Source organism: Streptomyces sp. Ag109_O5-1 (assembly GCF_003814875.1).
GTDB classification, from domain to species: Bacteria; Actinomycetota; Actinomycetes; order Streptomycetales; family Streptomycetaceae; genus Streptomyces; species Streptomyces sasae.
On the sequence record NZ_RKQF01000001.1, the window covers coordinates 5912316 to 5928723 of the forward strand.

At 69.0% G+C, this 16408-nt stretch carries 13 protein-coding genes and 3 pseudogenes; 5 read left to right on the plus strand and 11 right to left on the minus strand.

Going from position 1 to position 16408, the window contains the following annotated elements:
- Positions 1-100: 100 nt before the first annotated feature.
- Positions 101-632, plus strand: a pseudogene (locus tag EDD90_RS57580) (site-specific integrase); the annotation flags it as partial.
- Positions 633-1033: 401 nt separating this feature from the next.
- Here EDD90_RS57580 and EDD90_RS26605 read toward each other — a convergent pair.
- From EDD90_RS26605 to EDD90_RS57585, 4 genes and pseudogenes are all read right to left on the minus strand, one after another.
- A complete protein-coding gene (locus EDD90_RS26605; protein ID WP_123975536.1) occupies positions 1034-2641 on the minus strand; it encodes an alpha/beta hydrolase in 1608 nt (535 codons plus the stop codon).
- A gap of 233 nt (positions 2642-2874) precedes the next feature.
- Positions 2875-3573 (minus strand): response regulator transcription factor, encoded by a 699-nt coding sequence (locus EDD90_RS26610; protein ID WP_260328076.1) that lies wholly within the window; start codon positions 3571-3573, stop codon positions 2875-2877.
- Positions 3570-4781 (minus strand): sensor histidine kinase, encoded by a 1212-nt coding sequence (locus EDD90_RS26615; RefSeq protein ID WP_260328077.1) that lies wholly within the window; start codon positions 4779-4781, stop codon positions 3570-3572. The genes EDD90_RS26610 and EDD90_RS26615 overlap by 4 nt, the downstream gene beginning before the upstream one ends.
- A 354-nt stretch (positions 4782-5135) precedes the next feature.
- Positions 5136-5378: pseudogene (locus EDD90_RS57585) on the minus strand (IS30 family transposase); the annotation flags it as partial.
- Positions 5379-5381: 3 nt separating this feature from the next.
- Here EDD90_RS57585 and EDD90_RS26625 point away from each other — a divergent pair.
- Positions 5382-5603, plus strand: a pseudogene (locus EDD90_RS26625) (zinc-binding dehydrogenase); the annotation flags it as partial.
- Positions 5604-6481: 878 nt separating this feature from the next.
- Here EDD90_RS26625 and EDD90_RS26635 read toward each other — a convergent pair.
- Entirely contained in the window at positions 6482-6826 is a 345-nt protein-coding gene (locus EDD90_RS26635) for a MerR family transcriptional regulator (protein ID WP_123975537.1), read from the minus strand.
- A 704-nt stretch (positions 6827-7530) separates the two neighbouring features.
- Between EDD90_RS26635 and EDD90_RS26640 the strand changes: the two genes are divergently transcribed.
- The gene (locus EDD90_RS26640) at positions 7531-7905 is read left to right on the plus strand and encodes a hypothetical protein (RefSeq protein ID WP_123975538.1); all 375 of its coding nucleotides are present in this window, start codon (positions 7531-7533) and stop codon (positions 7903-7905) included.
- Between the two features lie 127 nt (positions 7906-8032).
- Here the strand turns inward: EDD90_RS26640 and EDD90_RS26645 are convergent, their stop codons facing one another.
- The 5 genes from EDD90_RS26645 to EDD90_RS26665 form a co-directional block, all read right to left on the minus strand.
- A complete protein-coding gene (locus EDD90_RS26645; RefSeq protein WP_123975539.1) occupies positions 8033-8347 on the minus strand; it encodes an SCO5918 family protein in 315 nt (104 codons plus the stop codon).
- Between the two features lie 47 nt (positions 8348-8394).
- Complete coding sequence (locus EDD90_RS26650) at positions 8395-8664, minus strand: hypothetical protein (RefSeq protein ID WP_059130431.1); 270 nt, start codon at positions 8662-8664, stop codon at positions 8395-8397.
- Positions 8665-8775: 111 nt separating this feature from the next.
- The gene (locus EDD90_RS26655; RefSeq protein ID WP_185149230.1) at positions 8776-10266 is read right to left on the minus strand and encodes a DEAD/DEAH box helicase; all 1491 of its coding nucleotides are present in this window, start codon (positions 10264-10266) and stop codon (positions 8776-8778) included.
- A gap of 179 nt (positions 10267-10445) precedes the next feature.
- Positions 10446-10649 carry a cold-shock protein gene (locus tag EDD90_RS26660; RefSeq protein WP_004986771.1) on the minus strand — a complete coding sequence of 68 codons (204 nt, stop codon included), beginning with the start codon at positions 10647-10649 and terminating at the stop codon, positions 10446-10448.
- 493 nt (positions 10650-11142) lie between these two features.
- Entirely contained in the window at positions 11143-11697 is a 555-nt protein-coding gene (locus EDD90_RS26665) for a PQQ-like beta-propeller repeat protein (protein ID WP_260328078.1), read from the minus strand.
- A 443-nt stretch (positions 11698-12140) separates the two neighbouring features.
- Between EDD90_RS26665 and EDD90_RS26680 the strand changes: the two genes are divergently transcribed.
- Both EDD90_RS26680 and EDD90_RS26685 read left to right on the plus strand, forming a co-directional pair.
- Positions 12141-14105, plus strand: a complete 1965-nt coding sequence (locus EDD90_RS26680; RefSeq protein ID WP_260328079.1) for a protein kinase domain-containing protein — start codon at positions 12141-12143, stop codon at positions 14103-14105.
- 528 nt (positions 14106-14633) lie between these two features.
- Positions 14634-15350, plus strand: a complete 717-nt coding sequence (locus tag EDD90_RS26685) for a DUF4232 domain-containing protein (protein WP_123975541.1) — start codon at positions 14634-14636, stop codon at positions 15348-15350.
- 160 nt (positions 15351-15510) lie between these two features.
- On the opposite strand, the gene EDD90_RS26690 is transcribed toward EDD90_RS26685, so the two are convergent.
- Positions 15511-16314 carry an SDR family NAD(P)-dependent oxidoreductase gene (locus EDD90_RS26690; RefSeq protein WP_123975542.1) on the minus strand — a complete coding sequence of 268 codons (804 nt, stop codon included), beginning with the start codon at positions 16312-16314 and terminating at the stop codon, positions 15511-15513.
- Positions 16315-16408: the final 94 nt, after the last annotated feature.

Here is a 16408-nt window from a genome sequence, read left to right on the forward strand (position 1 = left end):
GATCAGCGTCCAGGGTGGCGTTGGTGCCCTGGGCATCGACGGCCTTGGCCCGGAAGGACACCGAGCCTGGCGTCCCGGGCTGGTCCAGCGTCACGGACCGCTTGGCGTCCTCAGGATCCGGGTTCGTCTCGCCGAATGGGAGCGGATGAACGGGCGACACGTCCAGGGCGACAAAAGAGCGAGGCAGGAGGGCGGACTGTGATTCTTCCCGCGTTCCTCCGCCGGGAGCTCCGCTGGCACTTGGAGTCGTACGCCGAGCCTGCCCTTGACGGGTTGCTCCTCGTGGGGGAGAAGGGGGCGCCCTTCCGGCGCAGCACCTTCGGCCGGAGGTGGCGGAAGGCCCGTGAGATCGTCGGCATGCCTGAGGGCTTCCGGTTCCACGACCACCTCCGCCACACCGGACACACCCTGTCCATCCGATCCGGTGCCACCCTCAAGGCACGATGGCCCGCGCCGGCCAGTCCTCCGAGAAAGCCACGCTGATCTATCAGCACCCCCAAGACGACGGAGAGTAGGAAGTCGCAGCCGGCCTCGACGCCACAGTACGGAAGGCATGCCAGGATGCTGCGGCCGTGCCAGAACAGCAGACGGTCGTCCCCGACGATCACCGTTCTGGCGCGAATCTGGCACGCGGCAATAGATCACCGCGCACAGCAAAGAGGCCCGGGTCGATGACCTGGGCCTTCTTTATGGAGCGAGTGACGGGAATCGAACTCGCGCTCTCAGCTTGGGAAGCGACGGCGCTTGGGGACGTGGGTACCTGTTGACCTGGCCTCATACGCCTGGCACGGTGCCTGACGAGGCATACTCGCACCGCTGTTGACCCGCGTCGACCGTTCTTATGGGCACGCTATGGGCACGCCCTCGGTTCGGAGGAGTGAGAGAGCGCCGCTCCAGGCTCGATCCCGGCCGCGTCATGGAAGTCGGCAGCAGACGGAAGGCTCCCTGAGACTCGGCAGGCCCTACCTGAGGGGCAGCTGGTCGGAGAGGGATCCTGTCCGGCCCGCTATCGGGAACACCGCGCCCCGGCGGGTCACTTCCGTATGACGTCGGTGCAGTAGAGATCCTTGTCCGGCAGGTGGCCGGTGGCCAGGAAGCCGACGGTGGCCTTGTCGGCGCAGGCGGAGCCTTCGTTGTAGGCGTAGTGCCCGCCGTTGTCGACGCCGACGAAGACGGAGCCGTCGCCGAGGGCCTTGTGCAGCCCGACGCCGCCTTCCCACGGAGTGGCGTTGTCCCGGCGGTTCTGCAGGATCAGGGTGTTGCGCGGGCCGCCGGCCACGACCTTGACAGTCGCCTCAGCCGGCTTGTTCCAGAAGGCGCACGCCCAGATGTTGGCGGGCATGCCCGCGGTCAGCGGCCACTTCTTGCGGTCGGCGGCGGTGCGGGTGGCGTAGCCGTCGACGTCGTGCGGCCATTCGGCGTCACCGCAGGTGAGAGCCATGAACATGGTGGCCTGATTGTCCGCTGGGACGCCCGGAGACGACGGTGAGTCGGCGAACACCTCCTTGAGAACCGCGGCGTCGGCGGCCGTGGTGCTGCCGTGGGACAGGTCTTCGGCGGCCTTCCAGAACTGGGCGAGCACGGGAAGGGTGTTGTTGTGCAGAAGCAGGGCGTAGGTCATGTTCCGCAGCAGCGGCCCGTCCATCGACACCGATGCGCCGGGAATCGCCGCGGGCGTGTGGTCGAGCCGGTCGGCGAGGGTGAGGTAGGTATGGGTCACCTGCGCGACGTTCGTGCCCAACTTGAGGGTGCTGTGCTGCGCCGCGGCGACGCGGGCGGCGTCGGGGAACCGGTCGGCCATGCCCTTGCCCCAGGTGTCCGCGACCTGGTCGGCCCATACCTTGGCGGGGTCGACGTTGCCTTCCAGGATCAGCCGGTCGGTGTGGTTCTGGAAGAGAGACCGGTAGACGGCGCCGAGGTAGGTGCCGTAGGACTGGCCCCAGTAGGAGATCTTCTTCTCACCGAGCGCCTGGCGGATGCGGTCCATGTCGCGGGCGGTGTTGGCGGTGGTGTAGTACCGCAGGTTCTCGCCCACGGTGTCGGCGCACTGCTTGGCGGCGGCCTTGGCGATGGCCACGTTCTTGGTGATCGAGCCGTCCGCGGCGGGATAGGGGAAAAGCCCGGTCACGGTGGGGTCCTTTAGACCGCAGCTCTGCGGGGTGCTGTGCTCGACGCCACGCGGGTCGAAGCCGATCAGGTCGTAGCGGTCCAGCACGGACTTCGGCAGGGTGGGCGCCATGGTTCCCGGCGTGTCGAGACCGCCCAGGGCCGGCCCGCCGGGGTTCAGCAGCAGGACGCCATGCCGCTTCCCGGGTTTGGCGGTGGACAGCCGCGAGACCGCCACATCGATCTTCGTACCGCCCGGGTGCTGATAGTCCAGGGGGACTTTCAATGTCCCGCAGGTCAGGTGGGGGCTACGGGTTTGTCCCTCGGCCAGGGCCGGGCACTTGCCCCAGGTGATCTTGGCGTTCCCTGCGGTCTCGGCGACCCTCCTACCGGCGGCCTGGGCCGGTTGCGCGCCCTGGGCATCGGCACCGCACGCGATCAGTGCGGTCCCTGCCACCGTGGAGACCAGCAGAGCCGCGGCGAGTCGGCGGCCTCCGGGGAAACCGTACTTCGCGGAACTGCGCGTCGTGGTCATGGCGTTGTCCTTAGCTACTCGGCTGCTCGAACCTGCCTGGTCAGGCCGTCGTGTTGACGGTTCGAGTCAACAAGGGACCACCAGTCGCGCGCGTCACCGTGGAGAGGACACTTCAGGTAGCTCGCTCGGGGGATGCCGGGCCGAACCCGGGCAGGGATGAGCGGCCCCAGCGAATCGAGGGGGCGAACGCGGCCGGGACGCGCTCGCCCGACCCGGCCGGCATCACGGGGCCGTCAGGCGCGGTCGCCGTCCCCCGTCAACCCCGCCCGATATGCCAGGACCACCGCCTGGACGCGGTCGCGGAGGTCCAGCTTGGTGAGGATGCGAGAGACGTAGGTCTTCACGGTCTCGTGGCTGATGACCAGCTCGGTGGCGATCTCGGCGTTCGACAGGCCCTCGCTGATGAGGAGGAGGACCTCGTGCTCGCGGGGGGTGAGGACCTTGAGGCGCTCGCGCTCGGGGGACGCGGGGGCGGCGGAGGGGCGTACGCGTTCGGCGAAGCGGCCGATCAGGGTGCGGGTCACGGCGGGGGCCAGGAGGGACTCGCCGCGGGCGACGACGCGTACCGCGTTGATCAGTTCGGGCGGCGGGGCGTCCTTCAGCAGGAAGCCGCTGGCGCCGGCGCGGAGGGCCTCGTACACGTACTCGTCGACGTTGAAGGTGGTGACGATGAGGATCCTGGCTGGGCTGAGGGAGTCGGGGCCTGCCAGGCGGCGGGTGGCCTCGATTCCGTCGAGGAGGGGCATGCGGATGTCCATGACGACGACGTCCGGCTTCAGCTCCTGCGCGCTTCGGATCGCCGCTCGGCCGTCCACGGCCTCCCCCACGACCTCCATGTCGGGCTGGGCGGAGAGGATCGTGACGAAGCCGGCGCGCACGAGGGCCTGGTCCTCGCAGACCAGCACCCTGATCTCAGCGGGCGGAACACTCACGCGGCACCTCCCGAGGGGATCCGTGCGTGCACGCGGAAACCGCCCTGCGGGCGGGGCCCTGCCGCGAACTCGCCTCCCAGCATCTCCACCCGTTCCCGCAGCCCGGTCAGGCCCCGGCCTCCCGAGACGTACGGGCCATCACCCGGCAGGGCGGCGGACACGGGAGCGCCGTCGGCCAGCCCGGCAGTGGTGACCTCCACGTCCGTCCAGCCGGGGGTGTGCGCAAGCCGTACCAGCGTCGGCCGGCCCGCGGCATACTTCACGGCGTTCGTCAGGGATTCCTGCACGACGCGATACGCCGTGAGCTGGGCACCTACGGCCATGGCCGACTGCTCTCCGTCCTCGACCAGCTCGACCGGCTGGCCGCCCGCTCGTGTCTGCTCCACCAGATCAGGCACCCGGCCCGGCAGCGGCGTCCGCTCCCGGCGCGCCGAATCACCGGTCGCCTCCAGCACACCGAGCAGGAACCGGAGCTCGGCCAGCGCGCGACGGCCGGTGCCGTTGATCGCGTCGAGGGCCTCGTGGAGGCGGTCCGGCGACTCGGTGAGGTACTGGGCCGCGCCCGCCTGTACCACCATCGCGGTCACATGATGGGTCACCACGTCGTGCAACTCCCGAGCCAGGCGGCTGCGTTCCGCCGCGATGGCCACCTGCGCGGAAAGGCGCCGTCGCTCGGCCTCCTGCTCCCGCCGCCCGCGGACCAGGACTCCCAGGCCCCACACCACCGCTAGGACCATGTAATAGAGCAGGTAGTCGGTCAGGCCCTCGGGCGAATCCAGCGCGTACAGGGCGATGCCGAAGACCACGTACCCGCCCGTCGCCGCCAGCGGTACGACTTGTCGGAAGCGGTCCTGGTGGGCACCCACGGAGTACAGCGCGATGTACAGCCCCAGGCTGCCGAAGGTCGGCGGCAGGCCCAGGCACTCGTACACCGCGAACGAGGCCCCCGTCACCGCGAGGCAGGCGGCCGGCCACCGGGTGCGCACCGCAAGCGGCAGGGTCTGCCCCAGGGTCAGCAGCACACCCGCGACGAAGGTGCCATGGACGGGAAGCCTGCCGAACTGCGCCCCGATCCGCGACAGCGGCGCCACGAACGACAGCACCGTGAAGACAAGCGCGAACTCGCGGTCCCTGGCGGCGGCAGGGCGTGATCCCCACCAGCGCGTCAGCACGCGGAGCCGAGCGGCTTCGGCGACGACCGGCTTCACTCGTGGGGAGAGGTTCCCGCCCTGCGCACGCGCGGTTGGCGCGGGGGATGCCGAGCCCGCTGGTTCACGCGCTGCTTGGTCTTCCGTCATCATCTTCCACGATCCCGTAGGTCCGGCGCTGAGCGGTACGAGGACCCAGCCGCGGTCCGCGACCCGTCCACCCGTTCGGTACGACTTGTCCGGCATCTGCACCACACGGTACCGCGGCCGGTGATCGACGCATCCGCCGGCCGTTCACGCCTTCGTCGCCGAGCCGCGTTCAGGGTGCCGGACGCACCGCATGCCGCAGCGGCCGCGTTCTCCCCCCTCCCCCCCCGGGAGCCGGAAGAGCCCCCGGAACTGCGGCTCCGCGGGTTCCGGGAAGTACTCGCGCAGCAGCCCGTTCGTGTTCTCGTTCGTGCCTCGCTGCCAGGGCGAGTGCGGGTCGCAGAAGTAGATCCGGAAGCCGGTGAAGTCCTCTATCTCCTCGTGGAGATAGAGTTCGCGGCCCTGGTCCCAGGTGAGGGTGCGGCGCAGCGCCGCCGGCAGGTGCGCAGTCTGCTCGGCGAGTGCGTCACGCACCTGCGGGGCCTTCCAGCCGTCGGGCAGGTGGATGAGGTCTTCCGGATCCGGCGAAGCGCTCGGCGCCGCAACGTGAGGTACTCCTTCCTGTTCATGAAGGCCAGCGGGGACCAGCTGCGCGAGCTCACCCATCTCATCGAGGCCGGCAGGATCCGACCCGTCGTCGACACGGTGTTCCCGTTCGAGTCGACCCGAGAAGCGTTGGAGTACGTCGAAGCAGGGCGTGCGAAGTCCGGCAAGGTCGTCGTCAAGATGACGTGAGGGAACGGTACTGCCGACCGGTCAAGGTCCTCCGCGAGCGTCGGAACGACGCCGTCTGCGGCAACGAGAAGTGCCCTGGCGGCCCGGACGCCGGCATCGGCGCCCGCGAGCTGCACGCGCAGGCTCTCGGAGAAGGAGTGCAGTGCGGCCTTGGTCGCGTTGTAGGTGGGGGTGGTCGGCAGCGGTACGGAACGGATCGGAATCTGGTGGGGACCCCCGAAATACATAAACCCCAGGTCACTGACCTGGGGCTTCTTTTGGAGCGGGTGACGAGAATCGAACTCGCGCTCTCAGCTCGGGAAGCGACGGCGCTTGCGCGGACTCACACGCCCCGAGCTGGACGTACGCGCTGATCGGAGTTCCTCACGAGTGCGGGATCGCGCCGTGATTGACCGCAGTTGCCCGCTCTCATGGGCACGGCCGGGGCACGCCGTCATGGAACGTCGGATGCATCGTCGTGCGAACGCCTCGGTGCTCCTGGCGGTGTTCTGGCCCGAGAGGAACTGCCGCTCGGGGAGGGTGGCCCTCCGCCGGAACTGATCCGCGGTTTCGACAGACCGCTTGAGCAGTGGGTCGAGCATCGGGAGCGACCACAGCCCGCTGGGGCATCGATCTGGGCGTCGGCTGCACTATGTGATCGCAGCACGGCGGTGGGGGTCGCCGTACCCGAACCGCGGCATCGGTGCACAGCCCTCCTGATGCCCACCCTTGAGGTCGGCCCGGTGAGGGTCGGGTGCGCCGGACGGGCGGGAACCGGCCCAGCTCCATCCCGTCGCTCCCACGACAGCCGACGCTGTCGTCACCCCGACCGCGGGACTTCCGGCCCGTACTCTCATGTGGCCACCACAAGGCGCTCCGGGTGGCCCGCGCCCACGCGATCAGCTGGAACCGGAGCTGCCAGCCGCCTCGTCCGCGGCACGACGGTACTCGGCGTTGATGCGCTGAGCTTCCTCGAGCTGGTCCTCGAGGATGACGATGCGGCAGGCGGCCTCGATCGGGGTGCCCTTGTCGACGAGCTCGCGGGCGCGAGCGGCGATCCGCAATTGATAGCGGGAGTACCGGCGATGCCCGCCCTCCGAGCGGAGCGGAGTGATCAGACGAGCCTCGCCGATGGCCCGAAGGAAGCCCGGGGTGGTGCCGAGCATCTCGGCTGCCCGGCCCATCGTGTAGGCGGGGTAGTCATCGTCATCCAGAAAATCACTAAGAGGGTTGTCCGCTGTCATGTCACCTCGCTGTGCAACGCGTCGAGGGGCCTTGGTGCCGTACGGCACCAAGGCCCCGAAGGAAATTCAACACCATCTGTCGGCCCTACTGCTGTGCCGACCTTCTGTTTCCGCTACCCGGCCCGGCAGAGGGCGGGGTAGCGGGGGATCGCAGCTGCTTGACCGGGGACCACCATCCATTCCGGGGTCTTGCGGTACCCGGGCCGAGTGCTTCTCGGGCCGGGCGATCCTGATGGCGTCTGCTCCTCCGTTCCTCTCTGAACCAACCACTGGATGAATCGGCACTGCGGTACTGCTGCGGCAGCTCCTCGACATGCGAGCCGCCCAGTGCGGCTCCCAGCGCCGTCGCCGTTCTGGGAAACCTTGGCTTCGAGGCTCGAGAGCCGCACTGACCTGGGAACTTCGTGTACAGCTACCCGCCAGTTCGTTTCTGCCGGGTCTCGTTCGACCGTGTTCTACGACAGGAAGCATAACCACACCGCGAGGCAATGTCTACTCTGGCAAGAGTAGATTTCACCCCTATGGCAGAGGAGGAATCCTGCCACCTGCGACGATGGCCTCCCCCTAGGTCGTCGCGCGCGGCGCCACGACGGACGGGGCCCGCCCCTCGCCGCTCGGTCAAGAACCGCCTCCCGCCGTCCGCGAAGCTGCTTCACCTCCCACGGGGCGGGCCCGAGACAGGCAACTGAATAGGATCTGCTCTCATGTCGAACCCTGATGAACTGCTTGTCGCTCTCTCCGCCGCGGTGGAGTCCGAGCGAAGCAATCAGATGTCGCTGACCGTGGTCGTCGGTGGCGCCGTCATCACCGGCCGGCTGGCTCCCGAGGCCGTGTGGAGGGAGCGGGTGGCGGAGGTCCTGAAGGGATCGGACCGCCTCGGCCCGTTCTCCGACGTCTTCACCGGCGGCCCGCGAGGGGGACGGCCCGGCCGCGGCGGAGATCCCACGCATCTGCACTTCCATCTCGCGCGGATCCTGCAGGGCAGCCTCGGTATCCCGGAGACGGGCGGCATGTACCGAGTCGCGATCAAGGACGTCAGCGCATGGACCGTGGGTGATTTCAGCTACTTCGACCGGTGAGATGCTGTCCCCGCCCCGCTGCTCGGCCAAGAGTCTCCGAGCGGACGAGGACACAGCGGTGGGGGCTATGTCGACGCGCGTCGACATAGCCCCCACCGGGATCCTGAGGGCGGTTACCCGCCCGTCCTCACACGTCCACAGGGCAGGTGCCGTCGACCAGTGCCGACGTGGTCCGGAGCGGAAGGGGAACGCTCATGGGCGCGGCCCCGGGGCCGTCGTGGCAGGTGAAGCCGAGGCGCGCCATGGCCCGGGTGACTTCGCCGACGGTGAAGTCACGGCGGTCCTGTCCCGTGGTGACCTGGCCCACCTGCTTGACGGGGTAGCGGCGGCGGCCGATGGTCACGGACGCGCCCGTGACCAGCTCGGGCTTGACGCCCTTCATCGAGGCCAGCACCCCGATCTTGGTCAGGTCGAACGGGTACTGGGCGATGACACAACGCATGATGCCTCCCAGGCATGACGGAAAGGAACTGACCCGGGCGGGGTGGATCAGCCGCGGACGGGAACAGGCCGGAGCCGGCTGCCGAGGACGTCCCGCAGACGGATGCGGTCCGTGTACGTGGAACTGGCACGGAGAACGGCGAGCCGGGCCAGAGTGATCGAACCCGTGCTCTGGTCGTCGCCGTCGCACACAGTCAGGTACTCGACACGTGCACCCGCCATGACGGCCAGAGCCACCTCGACGGTCATGTCGTCACAGACCCGAGGCCCGTACGCTTCCATGCCGTCGACCACGGTCGTCGATGCGGGGTCCGCCACGCGGCACTGCGTCTGAGTGGGCGTCAAAAAAGCCTCCTGCGGTGAGGGTTGGTCGGCTTGGTGGCCATTGCGGCCTGGGGAGACCGCTGCGGCTCCGGGGTCGTGCAGGGCCTAGGCCGCCGAGTCGACGGCGGTGCGCCGCTGTGCCCTGCGGCGCACCGCCGCGCCGGCGGGCCGCCCCTGGCCGGTGCGGCCCTGACGGCCACGGGACGGGGAAGACGTGCGGCGGGGACGCTCCACGGCCGGAGCGGTGATGACGACCGGGACACCGGACGGCGCCTGGGCGCCGGTGATACGGCTCAGCTCCGCCTCACCCGAGCGCACCGGAGTGATGCGCGGGGTGATGCCGGCCGAGGCCATCAGTCGGCTCATGCCGCGGCGCTGGCCGGGTGTCACCAGGGTGACGACGCTGCCGGACTCCCCCGCACGGGCCGTACGACCGCCACGGTGCAGGTAGTCCTTGTGGTCGCCGGGCGGATCCACGTTGACGACCAGGTCGAGGTTGTCGACGTGGATGCCGCGGGCCGCGACGTTGGTGGCGACCAGCACCGTGACGTGACCGTCCTTGAACTGAGCCAGGGTCCGGGTGCGCTGCGGCTGGGACCTGCCACCGTGCAGGGCGGCGGCGCGGACGCCGCTGCTGAGGAGGTGCTCGGTCAACCGGTCCACGGCGTGCTTGGTGTCCAGGAACATGATGACCCGGCCGTCCCGTGCCGCGATCTCGGTGGTCGTCCGGCGCTTGTCCGCGTCGTGCACGTGGAGTACGTGGTGCTCCATCGTGGTGACGGCACCGGCCGACGGGTCGACGGAGTGGACCACCGGGTCGGTCAGGTAGCGACGGACCAGCAGGTCCACGTTACGGTCCAGGGTCGCCGAGAAGAGCATCCGCTGGCCCTCCGGCCGCACCTGGTCGAGCAGGGCGGTGACCTGGGGCATGAAGCCCATGTCGGTCATCTGGTCGGCCTCGTCCAGGACAGTGACCGCGACGTCCCGCAGTCGGCAGTCGCCCCGGTCGATCAGGTCCTTGAGCCGCCCCGGTGTCGCGACGACGACCTCGGCCCCGGCCCGCAGCGCACTCGCCTGTCTGCCGATCGACATTCCGCCGACAACGGTGGCCAGCCGCAGCCGGACGGCGCGGGCATACGGGGTGAGCGCGTCGGTGACCTGCTGGGCGAGTTCACGGGTGGGTACGAGGATCAGGGCCAGCGGCTCCCGTGGTTCGGCGCGCCGGCCTGCCGTACGGGCCATTACCGCGAGGCCGAAGGCGAGCGTCTTGCCCGACCCGGTACGGCCACGACCGAGTACGTCACGGCCGGCCAGGGAGTTCGGCAGGGTCGCCGCCTGGATGGGGAACGGTACGGTCACGCCCTCGTGGCCGAGCGCGACCAGCAACGGCGTCGGCATGGCGAGATCGGCGAACGTCTCGACGGCGGGCAACGCCGGCGTGGTCGTCTTCGGCGGTGCGAACTCACCTTGTGCGGCCCGCCGGTTTCCGTTGCCATTGGAGCGGCTCTGAACACCGGAGCGGCCGACGGCAGCGCTTCCTCCGAAGCGGTCGTATGCGCGAGTCGTGCGTGTGCGAGTCGTGCGTGCACGGTTCATGTGGAACCTTCCTCGACGTGGGCGCGTATCAAGGAATTTCCGCAGCAAAACGAACGGCGCAGAGAATCGCGAGAACGAGCCGAAAAAACAGGGATGAATCGCCCTGAAAATGAAGCGAGCTGGGGCCCGCACCCCAAGGTGCGGGCCCCAGCTGCGAAGTATGCGTCAGTGCCGACGCGTCAGGCGGGAACGATGTTCTCGGCCGTCGGGCCCTTCTGGCCCTGCGCGATGTCGAACGAAACCTTCTGACCTTCCAGCAGCTCACGGAAGCCCTGGGCGGCGATGTTGGAGTAGTGGGCGAAGACGTCGGCGCCGCCGCCGTCCTGCTCGATGAAACCGAAGCCCTTTTCCGCGTTGAACCACTTCACGGTGCCAGTAGCCATTTTGTTTCCCCTTCGGAGACGGTGTCAGGAATACGCTCTGTGCGCTTTCCGTGTCGCCGTGATGATCAGCCGCCGGAAAAACCATTCTGGCAACCACACCTGCAACTGATACTGACAGTAGCACGTCGTGAGCGACCCCACACGGTGAACAATTCCTGGCCGTCTCCCGCCTCAGGAATATTTCTCGTGCGCCGTGTCGATTTCTCACTTCCCGACCACAGGAATTGCTCTTCCGGGCCGCACTGTTGCCGTCGAAACTGTCCGGTCGCAGCGCCGTGACCTCCTTCGACGGCTTGGGCGCGGCTGCCGTCGCCATCAGCTGACGACATGCCGACGAACGCGCCGAGACCCCAGCAGCGAGAGGAAGGCCACACGGCGGTTCCGGCGGGGCGACCGCGGCGGTCTTGCGGCCCGCGGGCCGATCGAGCTCCGCATGAGGGCGTAGGCGGTCTGCGGGCTGATCCACACGGTGCGCGGCGATTGCCTCGGCCGGTCAGGCGGGCCTGTTCGGGCTCCGGGGGAAGGCCGTGTCGCCGGCCAGCGCCACGATCGCGTCCTTGACGAGCAGCACGCGCGGCGGGTAGTCCTGCGCTTTGTCCCCGGGGGCGTCCAGGGCGGAGGTGCGCCAGACCTCTGCTCCGGTGCGGCTGTCCAGTGCCAGCAGACGGCCGAAGCGGTTGGAGAAGTGGACCCGCTTGTACGCCGCTGACACCGCGGGCACGGACAGACTCTCCATGTCCGTTGTCTTCTGCCAGAGTTGTCTGCCGCTGCGGGCCGACACCGCGGTGACCGTCCCGTCGGACCGGACGAAGTAGACGACGCCGTCCACGAGGGTGGCCGCGCCGGTCAGTGGATGTGCCAGCGGTATCCGTCTGACCTGTCCGGTGTCCGGGGCCACCTGCAGCAGCGCGTTGTACGGTCGTTCGTATCCGGCTTCGTACACGTCCTTCGCGGTCTGGGGGGCGAGGAACAGGGGTTGCCCGCCGACTGCGCCGAGCGCTTCCGCCTTCTTGGGCAGCGTGGCGGGGAGCGGACTGGCCGCGACCAAGCGCTGTCCGATCTGCTCGACAGCGCTGCCACCGACGGCCGGTTGACCGTCGGGAGATTCAGCGTCGCCGAGGGCGAAGCCCCGCCGTATCACCTGTACACCCCAGAGGACGAGGTGTACTACTACGCCGGCCGCGCCACGGTCCTGGAGGCGGCCCGCGGCTTCGATTCGGGCGCGGACACCAAGAGCAGATCCACGGCGGAGCGGGCTGTATGCGCGGGGTGGCCTTCGAGTGTTTCTAGCGCGACGCACGGCTGTTCCGTATCTACGAGGGCGCCAGCCAGATCCAGCAGGTGTTCATCGCCCAGGCGCTGCCGGGCGACGCGGCACGCAGTTGACTCGAACGCCAACTCGCCCTTATCGAAAGCATGTTGCGCTAGTCTCCACGCTGACCGACACCAGTCGCGCACGTCGCACATGTCACGCGAGAGACCGGGATTCCCATGTCTGTCCCTCACCACAGCCGGTCCAGCGCGCTCGCCTACGAGGCGGCCGGCATGGAGCCCCCGCCTCCGGTCCCGCTCAAGAAGACCGACCCCACTCGGGTCGGCCCGTATGCCCTGATGTCGGTGCTCGGCAGCGGGGGGATGGGCCGGGTCTATCTGGGCCAGGACACGACCGGCGGGTCGGGCCTGGCGGCGGTCAAGGTGATCCGGCCCGAATACGCGGAGGACCCCCAGTTCCGGAAGCGTTTCGAGCGGGAGGTCGGCGCGCTTGACCGCGTCCAGGGGGCGCACATCGTGCGGCTGCTGGGCAGCGGTTGCGACGAGGACCTGGTGTGGGTCGCCACCGAGTACGTCCCCGGGCCGACACTCGCCGAACTCGTCGACGCGCGGGGGCCGATGGACCCGCACGCCGCCTGGCGGCTGCTGGCCGACATGGGGCGTGCGGTCGAGGCCATCTGGCGCGCGGGGATCGTCCACCGTGACCTCAAGCCGTCCAATGTGATCCTGGCGTCCGACGGCGCCCGCGTCATCGACTTCGGAGTCGTCCAGGCCACCGACGGCACCTCGATCACCGTCACCGGCCAGAACGTGGGAACCCCCGCCTTCATGTCCCCGGAACAGGTCAGGGGCATGGAGGTGACCGCTGCCTCCGACATCTTCGCGCTGGCCTCCGCCCTCGCCTACGCCGTCACGGGGCAGGCGCCGTTCGGTGACGGCACCGGTGTCGACGTCCTGCACCGGGTCGCCTTCGAACCGCCGAAGGAGGAAGTCCTTGAGAAGGCGGCGGCCGTCGACGCGGAACTGGCCGCGTTCATCCGTACCTGCCTGGACAAGGAACCCGAATCGCGCCCTTCACCGGAGACGGTGTTCCGGACCGCCATCGGGCACCAGTTCCCCGCGCCGGCCGAGCGGTCGGTACGGGCCGCGCCGAAAGCACCCCTGCTCGATGGACGACCCACCGCCGCCCCCGCGCCACCCGCGGCCCCTCCCGCCGGCTCCGTCGCCTCCGACCACCCTGTCACCCCCGCTCCCGGGAGGCGCAGGAAACTGATCGTGGGCGCAGCCGCCACGGTGGGTGTCGCGGTCGCCGCGGCCGTCACCGTGGCACTGTTGCCGCAGAGCCACTCCGCCGCGACGGCCTCCCCCGGGCCGGACACGTCGGCGACCGTGTCCGATACCAACTCGGCCTCCAAGCCCAGCAGTTCACATAAGGCGCCGACGTCGTCCCCGTCGCAGGCGGACCAGGCGGTGAAACAGTCGCCGAGTGCGGCGGCAACGAAGGACCCCACCACGCAGGGTTCCGGGACACCGGACCTCCGCACCGCCGCGTGCTCCGCCGAGCTCGCGTCAGGAACCACCGGCGCCTGCGTCAAGGCCCTGCAACTCCTCCTCGACAGCCATGGCCTCTACGTCCCGGTCAGCGGGGACTTCGACGCCCCGACCGTCGCCGCGGTCAGGGCCTTCCAGACCGAGGCCGGCCTCACCGTCGACGGAAAGGTCGACGCGCAGACCAAGAAGCTTCTGTACGCCCTGCCCCGAGGCACCGTCCGGGCCGGCTCGGTCACGGTGACCGAGAGTGTCAACGCCATCTCGGTCGCCCGGTGTCTCGACAATCGCGGCTCGGACGTCCAGGTGTGGGGGTGCAACGGCACGGACGCCCAGAAGTGGGCCCTGTACCGTGTGGCCGGCCAGGGCTCTCAGTACCGCGTCGTCAATCGGGGCAGCCATCTCTGCCTGGACGCCGACGCCGGCACGACCGGGCAGAACGGCCAGGAGGTACAGGCCACGAGCTGCGACGGGCTGAGCGCCCAGACGTGGCAGCTGGGTGGCGGCGGAACGCTGGTCAGCGTCCCGGACGGCTTCTGCCTGGACGCGCAAGCCTCCACCTCCGGGCAGGACGGTCAACGGGTCCAGGGCTTCGGATGCGCGGGCAGCACCAACCAGGTGTGGCACTGGTCCTGACGGCCCCGCCGAGGGGTGGACACGACGTCGCCCCTCCCCTCACAGTCGCGTCATGGCGCGGGCATGCCCGCCCGCGTGGATCGTGAGGGGAGGCTTCCTCAACTCGGCAGCCGACACCGGCGCTCAACTGCTGGTCCGACTCGACCCTGGGCGGCGCCCCGCAGTGCCGGCCACCCTGTCGACGGATCTTTGCTCAGTTCGGCCGGTCTGCCGGTACTCCTCCACGGGAGTCTGGTGGCTTGGTCCCCTAACGCCCCTCGGCAGGATGCAAAAACCGGCGAGAAGGGCCGGGTGGTTACGCGGTCGACTTCACCGGGTGTGCCTTCAGGGCCCGGTAGCCGTCGCGATGGGCCCGCTCTGTCCGTGTTTCTCCGCTATCCCGTAACGGCGCGTCAACTCGCTTGTCACAGCGGTGTCTTGGTGCAACTCCTACGGCAACGCATGGCCCGGCACCGGCCTCCTATGAAGCGACCGAGGCCGCTCAGCCGGAGCGAGCGACCGATACGACACCGCTTCCCAGGAGTACCGATGCGCGTCAAGAAGATGCCCGCCCTCGCCCTCATCGTCGCTGCTGCCGGCCTCTCGCTGACCGCGTGCGGCAGCAGCGACGGATCGAGCGCTTCCGCCAATGCCAACGCGTCCACCACCGCTAGCAGCTCCACCACCGGCGGCACCTCCACCGGCGGCCAGGGCTCGACCTCAGGTTCCTCCTCGTCCGGCTCCAGCGGCTCCAGCGGCTCCAGCGGCTCCAGCGGCTCCAGCGGCTCCAGCGGCTCCAGCAAGGGCAGCGTACTCTCCGCCAAGACCCAGTCCTCGACGTCGAGCTCCATGTGCAAGACCGACAATCTCGCCCTCAGCGCCACCGCCAGCGGGACCAAGGACGAGATAGTCGTCAACCTGAAGAACACCGGTTCCAGCAAGTGCAGCATGCACGGCTTCCCGGGCGTTCAACTCGTGGGCCCCGATGGGCTGGGCGACACCGGGCCGGACGCCGCCCGCACCGAAGCCCCCCCGTCCACCGTCACCATCGGACCCGGCGAGGAGACCCGCTTCCTGCTCCGCTACATCCCGGACACCAGCGGCTCCGGCAAGAAGTACACCCGGCTCTTGGTCACCCCGCCCAACGAGAGGGTCGGGGAGATCGTGAATCTCAACAAGCTGGCCTTCACCATCTCCGCCTCCAGCGGCAATGCTCCGGACGTCTACGTCGACCCGGTCGGCTACCACGTCGGCTCCGGCAAATAGGCCCAGCAGCCACATACAAAGGCGTACCTGCCGGCCGGCCTGTGCCGTGCTGTTGGGGATCGTCTGAGCGCGTCGTGCGGACGCCAACCTGTCCATGCGCGAAAGCGCCGGGCAGGCCCTGGCGCGTATGACCGCCCCCACTGAAAGTCGGCGCTTCCGCTCAGCCGAACGCAGCCAGGGAGACCGGCTGCCACTGGCGCCAGGTGCTCAGACGTTCCTTGTAGAGACCAGCGACATCGGTGAAGGACTTGCCGAGGAAGATCCTCAGCGGGGGTTCGTCCGCATCGACGATCCGAAGAATCGCGTCGCGGGTCGCGCGCGGGTCGCCCACCTCGAAATCCTGCGCAGTGGCCGCATGGACTTCGGTGTAGTCCGGGTGCCGCTCGCTGTGCCGTGCCCCGCGAGCCAGCCAGTCGGTGGCATAGGGGCCGGGCTCGACGTTGGTGATGTGGATGCCGAAAGCCGCCACTTCCTGCGCCAGGGACTCCGACAGCCCCTCAAGTGCCCATTTGGAGGCGTGGTACGCGCCGATGCCGGGGAATGCACGTACGCCTCCCTCGCTGGTCACCTGCAGGATCCTTCCCGAGCGTTGCGACCGCATGAAGGGCAGCACGGCCTGCGTGACCCACATCGCGCCGAAGAAGTTGGTCTCCATCTGAGCCCGGAGGTCGTCCTCGTTCACCTCCTCGACCATGCCGAAATGCCCGTAGCCGGCGTTGTTGACCGCGATATCCAGCGAACCGAAATGCGCATGGGCGAGCTGCACCGCCTCATGCACCGCGGCGCGGTCGGTGACGTCGAGCCGGACCGGCAGTACCGCGTCCCCGTACCGCTCGGCCAACGGGGTCAGCAGGCTGATGTCCCGAGCCGTCGCCGCGACGTGATCGCCGCGTTCGAGCGCCGCTTCTGCCCACTCGCGGCCGAACCCCCTCGAACTGCCCGTGATGAACCAGGTCTTCGCCATGACTGGTGCTCCCCTTGCATGAATTGCTGTGCGTGAATTGCTTGCTGTTGCTCCTCCATCGTGCTGCCGATACAGGTATTCCACCAGCGAAGGT

Coding starts and splice junctions, on each gene's coding strand:
- EDD90_RS26690 (WP_123975542.1), bottom strand. CDS start 16,314: ATGGCGAAGACCTGGTTCATCACGGGCAGTTCGAGGGGGTTCGGCCGC.
- EDD90_RS26660 (WP_004986771.1), bottom strand. CDS start 10,649: ATGGCTACTGGCACCGTGAAGTGGTTCAACGCGGAAAAGGGCTTCGGT.
- EDD90_RS26680 (WP_260328079.1), top strand. CDS start 12,141: ATGTCTGTCCCTCACCACAGCCGGTCCAGCGCGCTCGCCTACGAGGCG.
- EDD90_RS26655 (WP_185149230.1), bottom strand. CDS start 10,266: ATGAACCGTGCACGCACGACTCGCACACGCACGACTCGCGCATACGAC.
- EDD90_RS26605 (WP_123975536.1), bottom strand. CDS start 2,641: ATGACCACGACGCGCAGTTCCGCGAAGTACGGTTTCCCCGGAGGCCGC.
- EDD90_RS26645 (WP_123975539.1), bottom strand. CDS start 8,347: ATGCGTTGTGTCATCGCCCAGTACCCGTTCGACCTGACCAAGATCGGG.
- EDD90_RS26640 (WP_123975538.1), top strand. CDS start 7,531: ATGTCGAACCCTGATGAACTGCTTGTCGCTCTCTCCGCCGCGGTGGAG.
- EDD90_RS26635 (WP_123975537.1), bottom strand. CDS start 6,826: ATGACAGCGGACAACCCTCTTAGTGATTTTCTGGATGACGATGACTAC.
- EDD90_RS26685 (WP_123975541.1), top strand. CDS start 14,634: ATGCGCGTCAAGAAGATGCCCGCCCTCGCCCTCATCGTCGCTGCTGCC.